This is a genomic window from Streptomyces sp. NPDC027962 (assembly GCF_055566095.1).
The window spans coordinates 85,516-91,515 of the sequence record NZ_JBVHTA010000032.1 but is presented as its reverse complement, the minus strand read 5'-3'; the positions used below and the strand labels follow the sequence as shown (position 1 = coordinate 91,515).

At 69.7% G+C, this 6,000-nt stretch carries 7 protein-coding genes; all 7 read left to right on the top strand.

Annotated features, from left to right (window positions below; translation table 11 throughout):
• Positions 1 to 124: 124 nt before the first annotated feature.
• Complete coding sequence (locus tag ACZ4SA_RS26330; protein ID WP_468279043.1) at positions 125 to 778, top strand: HAD family hydrolase; 654 nt, start codon at positions 125 to 127, stop codon at positions 776 to 778.
• 43 nt (positions 779 to 821) lie between these two features.
• A complete protein-coding gene (locus ACZ4SA_RS26325) occupies positions 822 to 2,105 on the top strand; it encodes an MFS transporter (protein ID WP_468279040.1) in 1,284 nt (427 codons plus the stop codon).
• Positions 2,056 to 3,234 carry an acetoin utilization protein AcuC gene (locus tag ACZ4SA_RS26320; RefSeq protein WP_468279037.1) on the top strand — a complete coding sequence of 393 codons (1,179 nt, stop codon included), beginning with the start codon at positions 2,056 to 2,058 and terminating at the stop codon, positions 3,232 to 3,234. Before ACZ4SA_RS26325 ends, ACZ4SA_RS26320 begins: the two co-directional genes overlap by 50 nt.
• A gap of 118 nt (positions 3,235 to 3,352) precedes the next feature.
• A complete protein-coding gene (locus ACZ4SA_RS26315) occupies positions 3,353 to 4,156 on the top strand; it encodes a phosphatase (protein WP_468279035.1) in 804 nt (267 codons plus the stop codon).
• Positions 4,157 to 4,284: 128 nt separating this feature from the next.
• Entirely contained in the window at positions 4,285 to 4,497 is a 213-nt protein-coding gene (locus ACZ4SA_RS26310; protein ID WP_014046653.1) for a helix-turn-helix domain-containing protein, read from the top strand.
• A gap of 122 nt (positions 4,498 to 4,619) precedes the next feature.
• Entirely contained in the window at positions 4,620 to 4,718 is a 99-nt protein-coding gene (locus ACZ4SA_RS26305) for a 30S ribosomal protein bS22 (protein ID WP_003948845.1), read from the top strand.
• Positions 4,719 to 4,905: 187 nt separating this feature from the next.
• Positions 4,906 to 5,988: an NAD-dependent epimerase/dehydratase family protein gene (locus tag ACZ4SA_RS26300; protein ID WP_468279033.1), complete on the top strand. Its 1,083-nt coding sequence runs from the start codon at positions 4,906 to 4,908 to the stop codon at positions 5,986 to 5,988.
• The last annotated feature ends 12 nt before the right edge of the window (positions 5,989 to 6,000 follow it).

Genomic DNA, 6,000 nt, shown 5'->3' with positions numbered 1-6,000 from the left:
TGCAGGGGGGACCCTGTGGGAGAGTAGGACGCCGCCGAACAATTATTGTGGGAAAGCCCCGCACCCTCGAGGTGCGGGGCTTTTCCGCGTTTACCGTCCACACGACTGGATTAGGCTCGACGGCATGCGCTATGACCTCGTCATCTTCGACAACGACGGTGTGCTCGTCGACAGCGAACCCCTCTCCAACACCATCCTGGCCGGCTACCTCACCGAGTTGGGGCACCCCACCTCCTACGAGGACTCCCTGCGCGACTACATGGGTGCCGCGGTCCACCGCGTCCATGACCTGGTGCGTGAGCGGACGGGGCAGGCGCTGCCCGCGGACTTCGACGATGTCTTTCATGCTCGCGTCTTTGCCGCGTTCGAGCGGGAGTTGACCGCCGTGGGCGGCGTGACCGAGGTGCTGGAGAAGCTCCGGGCCGACGGTGTGCCGTACTGCGTGGCCTCGTCGGGCAGCCATGAGCGGATCCGGGTGGGGCACCGCCGGACGGGGCTGGACCGGTGGTTCACGGACGGCAGGGACGGCACCGTCTTCAGCGCGCAGGATGTGGGCAGGGGCAAGCCCGCGCCCGATCTCTTCCTCCACGCCGCGGAGCGGATGGGCGTGGCGCCGGAGCGGTGCGTGGTCGTGGAGGACAGCCGTCTCGGCGTGCAGGCGGCCCTGGCGGCGGGGATGGACGTGTACGGGTTCACAGCAATGACGGCGGAGACGGAACTGGCGGGCGCGAAGGGCTGCTTCGGAGCGATGGAAGAGCTGCCCGCACTGCTCGTGTGATCCGGCTACCGCGGGGTAGGGCCTGGGCTTACGCTGTGCGGCCATGGCGGATCGGCGGTTGCGCCACGGACGGGCCTCTCTGGCCTTCAGTTTCTTCTCACAGGGCGTGGCGTTCGCGCTCCTCGTGACACGTATCCCTGCCATCCAGGAGCGGTACGGGATATCCGACGCCCTGCTGCCCCTGTTTCTCGCGGCCGTGCCGATCCTCGCCGGCGTGGGGAGCGTGGTGACCGAGCGGCTCGTGCGCCGGACTCCGGTGAGCACGGTGCTGCGCTGGGTGCAGCCGGTGGTGTTCCTGTCCCTGCTCGGCGTTGCGGCAGGGGACGAGATCTGGCAGGTGGCGGTGGCCCTCGGGGTCTTCGGTCTGTCCGTCGGGGCGTTGGACGCGTCGATGAACATGGTGGGGGTCAGCCTTCAACGGGCCTACGGGCGCAGCATCATGCTGGGTTTCCATGCCGCGTACAGCCTCGGCGGGATCATCGGGGCGTCGCTCGCCTGGGCGGGCGCGCACTGGGACCTGGCGCTCGTCGTCTCGTACCTGCCGGTGGTGCTGGTGCTGGTGCCGGCGGCTCTGGTGGGAAGCCGGAGGTACGTCGACGCGCGCCGCGCCGCAGATCCTGAGAACCGCGGGCAGGGGACGGCGGCGGGCGGGGTGCCGTTCAGGGTGCTGCTGCCGTTCTGCCTGGTGATGACGTTCGCGTACATCGGGGACTCGACCGTCTCCAACTGGAGCGCCAAGTACCTGCAGGACGTGCTGGAGAGCTCGGAGGAACTGGCGACCGTTCCGTACAACGCCTACATGGTGACGACTCTCATCGGGCGTGCCGTGGGCGACCTGGGGGTGCGGCGCTTCGGGGCGGTGGCGGTCGTGCGGTGCGGGGCGGTGCTGGCGGCGGCCGGCTTCGGCGTCGTCGCGGTGGCGCCAGGGGCGTGGGTCGGCATCCTGGGGTTCACGCTGCTGGGCCTTGGGATGTGTGTGCTCGTGCCGCAGACCTTCGCCGCGGCAGGCCGGCATGCCGAGCAGACCCACGCAGCCGAACGTGACGCCGAACAGGGTCAAGTCGATCGGAGTGACGGCACAGGCCGGAGCGATGCGGCCGTGGCGCGGCTGAACGTTTTCAACTACGTCGGGTTCCTCATCGGCTCGCCCCTCGTGGGGGCGCTCGGGGATGCGTGGAGCTACCGCTGGGCGATGCTGGTGCCGATGCTGCTCGTGCTCGTGACGTTGGTGTACGCCAGGTCGTTCGGTGACGGGACCGCCAGATACGGTGTCGGGCATGAGCGGCCGCGGGTTGTTGATGTGGGACGAGGCGGTAACGAAGTATGACTTCGGGGACAGCCATCCGATGGATCCGGTGCGGCTCGCGCTGACCATGGGGCTGGTGCGGGCGTACGGGCTCGACCGGGCGATGGACGTGGTCGCCGCGAAGCCCGCGGGGGCGTCGACGCTGCGGCTCGTGCACCGGGAGGACTACATCGGCGCGGTCCGTGCGGCGTCAGCCGACCCGAAGGTTGCGGACCAGTCGTACGGTCTCGGCACGGTCGACGATCCGGCGTTCGCGGGGATGCACGAGGCGTCGGCGCTGATTGCCGGGCAGTCGGTCGGCGCGGCGGAGGCCGTGTGGCGGGGCGATGCCGCGCACGCGGTGAACTTCGCGGGCGGGCTGCACCATGCGATGCCGGGCGCAGCCTCCGGTTTCTGCATCTACAACGACGTGTCGCTGGCGATCGCGCGGCTGCTGGAGCTCGGCGCGGAGCGGGTCGCGTACGTCGACGTGGACGTGCACCACGGGGACGGTGTGCAGGCGGCGTTCTGGGACGACCCGCGGGTCCTGACGGTGTCGCTGCACGAGCATCCGCGCACGCTGTTCCCGCAGACCGGCTGGCCCGAGGAGACGGGCGCGGCCGGTGCGGCGGAGGGCTCGGCGGTGAATGTGGCGCTGCCGGCGGGCACCGGCGACGAAGGGTGGCTGCGGGCCTTCCACGCGGTGGTGCCCGAACTGCTCGCGGACTTCCGGCCCCAGGTGCTGGTCACACAGCACGGCGCGGACACCCATTTCGAGGACCCGCTGGCGCACTTGGCGGTCTCGCTGGACGCCCAGCGCGCCGTGCAGGAAGCGTGCCACGCGCTCGCGCACGAGCATGCGGAGGACGGCCGGTGGGTGGCGCTCGGCGGTGGGGGCTACGCGGTCGTGGATGTCGTGCCCCGCTCGTGGACGCATCTGGTGGGGATCGCCGCTCATGAGCCCGTGGACCCCGAGTCGGTCATCCCGTCGTCGTGGCGGGACGAGGTGTACGCGAAGGCCCGGCAGTTGGCGCCGGCGCGGATGACCGACGGGCGGTGGCCCGTGCGGTGGCGCCCCTGGGAAGAGGGCTACGACCCCGCGGACCGGCTGGACCAGGCGGTGCTGGCGACGAGGCGGGCGGTGTTCCCGCTGCGCGGGCTCCTGGCGTAACTCCGTGCCGGCCGTCCGGTCGGCCGACTGGGCTTCGCCTCGTCGGGCGATTACGCCAACTGTGGCGTTTTCCGGGGTTCTCGCGCGTTGATCGTCCGGGTGGGCCAGCATCGGGAGCGTGTTGAGCACCGGAGCTTTGCGGGCGCATCTGCTGGCGTCGCGGTTGGCCGGGGATGTCGCCACCTTGCGGGAGGCGAGTCTGCGGAGCTACCGGGCCTTTGTGGCAAGGGATCCCCGGGTCACGATCGGGCTCGACCCCCAGTGGTCCTGGAGCGTGCGCGACATCGTCGCCCTCATGGCCGACAGATGCGGGGTCTCGGGGGACCCGGACGATGTGGCGGGGACGGACGTCATCGACCCGGAGCGGACACTGTGCAGGCTCGGCGCGTTCGCGGAGCGGCTGGGGGCGGTGGCCGCGCGAGGCGGGTCCGTGCTGTTCGGGACGGGACATCCGCACCGCCTGCTCGGGTTCTACGCCGATCTGGCAGACGCCGTGTCGGCGGCCGGCTGTTCCGTACTCACACCCGCGCAGGGGCGATGTGTCGACATAACGACCCGGTTCGGCGTACGCACATACTTCCTCGAGTATGTAAGAGGAGTGGCGCTGCTGCACGAAGCCGGAGCGCGGGAGGTGGGCGCGCACAGTCATTCGCCGCTACCGGTCAGGGTCGCTCTGCAGGCGGCCGCAGCCGTCGGCGGGCCCCTGCCCGATCTTGTCGTGGGAGACCACGGCTGGGTCTGCGGCGCAGGTCAGCTGGGCATCGAGGCGATCGGACTGGCCGATACGGACGATCCCGCACTGTTCGTCGGCGAGGCGGAGGGGCAGGTATCGGTCGCCGTTCCGCTTGATGACGCCGTACGGTCCGATTTCTACCGGCCGTTGACGCGCTATGTGCTCAATCGGGCGTGTCTGTCACAGTAGGGGGCTGAACGCTGCTCCTCTTCCCCACTCGCATCACCCGCCCCTAGTCTGGGCAGTGAGCGCACAGCGACGAAGAGTCACCGGAGGGGAAGCCGGTGCGCGTCGGGTGCGGAAGGTACAGGTGGGTCATGGCTGCTGGCAGCGAGAGGCCTCTTAACGAGGTCAAGTTTCTTACCGTGGCGGAAGTTGCCTCGGTAATGCGGGTGTCGAAGATGACGGTGTACCGCTTGGTGCACAGCGGTCATCTGCCGGCGATCCGGGTGGGGAGGTCCTTCCGGGTACCGGAGCAAGCGGTTCACGAGTATCTCCGCGAATCCTTCGTGGGGGTGGAATCCGCGTAACGGGGCCCGGACGATTCCCCTCGGATTACGTCCCTCACTCGGCGGCAGGTAGGCTAGGCCGACGTAGGTCGTGTGGGCCCAGACGCCCCGCACCGAGTGAAGAGAAGTGAGCGAGGGTAGTCGTGGGCTCTGTTATCAAGAAGCGGCGCAAGCGGATGGCCAAGAAGAAGCACCGCAAGCTGCTCAAGCGCACCCGCGTTCAGCGTCGCAACAAGAAGTAAGCGGCAGCTGTACGTGTCTCGGCCCCTCCACCGTCCGGTGGAGGGGCCGAGGTGCTTTCCGGCGCGAAGCGCGGCCGCTGCGAGGCTCGACGTGGCAAAACGGTGTGGCGAAAGTCCGTCGTCGCGTCACCACAGCGCGACAGCGACGCGCTACGGTGACGCCAGGACCTAGGGGAAGGCGCTGATCTTGGGCAAGGTCGTGCTCGTCACCGGAGTGGCCCGGCAGCTCGGTGGCCGTCTTGTGCGGCGGATCCAGCGGGATCCCGAAGTGGACCGGGTGATCGGGGTCGACGCCGTGGGCCCCGGGCACCATTTGGGCGGCGCCGAATTCGTACGTGCCGACATCCGGCAGCCGGCGATCGCGAGGGTTCTCGCCGAGCACGACGTCGACACGGTCGTGCACATGGACGTCACCGGGACGCCGCTGGGGGCAGGGGGCCGCACCTCGGTCAAGGAGACCAATGTCATCGGCACGATGCAGTTGCTCGGCGCGTGCCAGAAGTCGCCGACCGTCAAGCGGCTGGTGATCAAGTCCAGTACGAGCGTGTACGGCTCCGCCCCGCGCGACCCGGCGGTCTTCACCGAGACGACGCCCCCCAAGTCGTTGCCGAGCGGCGGTTTCGCGAAGGACGCGGTCGAGGTCGAGGGGTACGTGCGCGGCTTCGCCCGTCGCCGGCCTGACGTGGCGGTGTGTGTGCTGCGTTTCGCGAACATCCTCGGGCCGTGCGCGGACTCGCCGCTCGCCGAGTTCTTCACGCTGCCGGTGATGCCCACCGTCTTCGGTTACGACCCGCGGCTGCAGTTCGTCCACGAGGACGACGTCATCGACGTATTGCGGCTGGCGTTGCACGAGCCGCGCCGCGGGACGCTCAACAGCGGCACCTTCAACATCGCCGGGGAAGGTGTGCTGACGCTCTCCCAGTGCTCGCGTCGGCTGGGGCGGCCGACGATGCCGGTGCTGCTGCCCGCGGTCACCTGGGTGGGCTCCGCACTGCGGACGATCGGCATCACCGACTTCTCGCCCGAGCAGATCCGGCTGCTGACGCACGGACGGGTGGTCAGCACCGTCCAGATGCGCGACACCCTGGGGTTCCGGCCGAAGTACACGACCGCGGAGACCTTCTCGGACTTCGCACGCAGCCGGGGGCCGGGACTGCTGCCGCCTTCGATGCTCGCCAGGGCGGTGGACCAGGTCGCGGCCGCGCTGTCCTCGGGGGACGGCGGGCCGGCGGCCCTGCAGACGACGCACAGCACCGGACAGCCCGGATAAGGAGCACAGCCG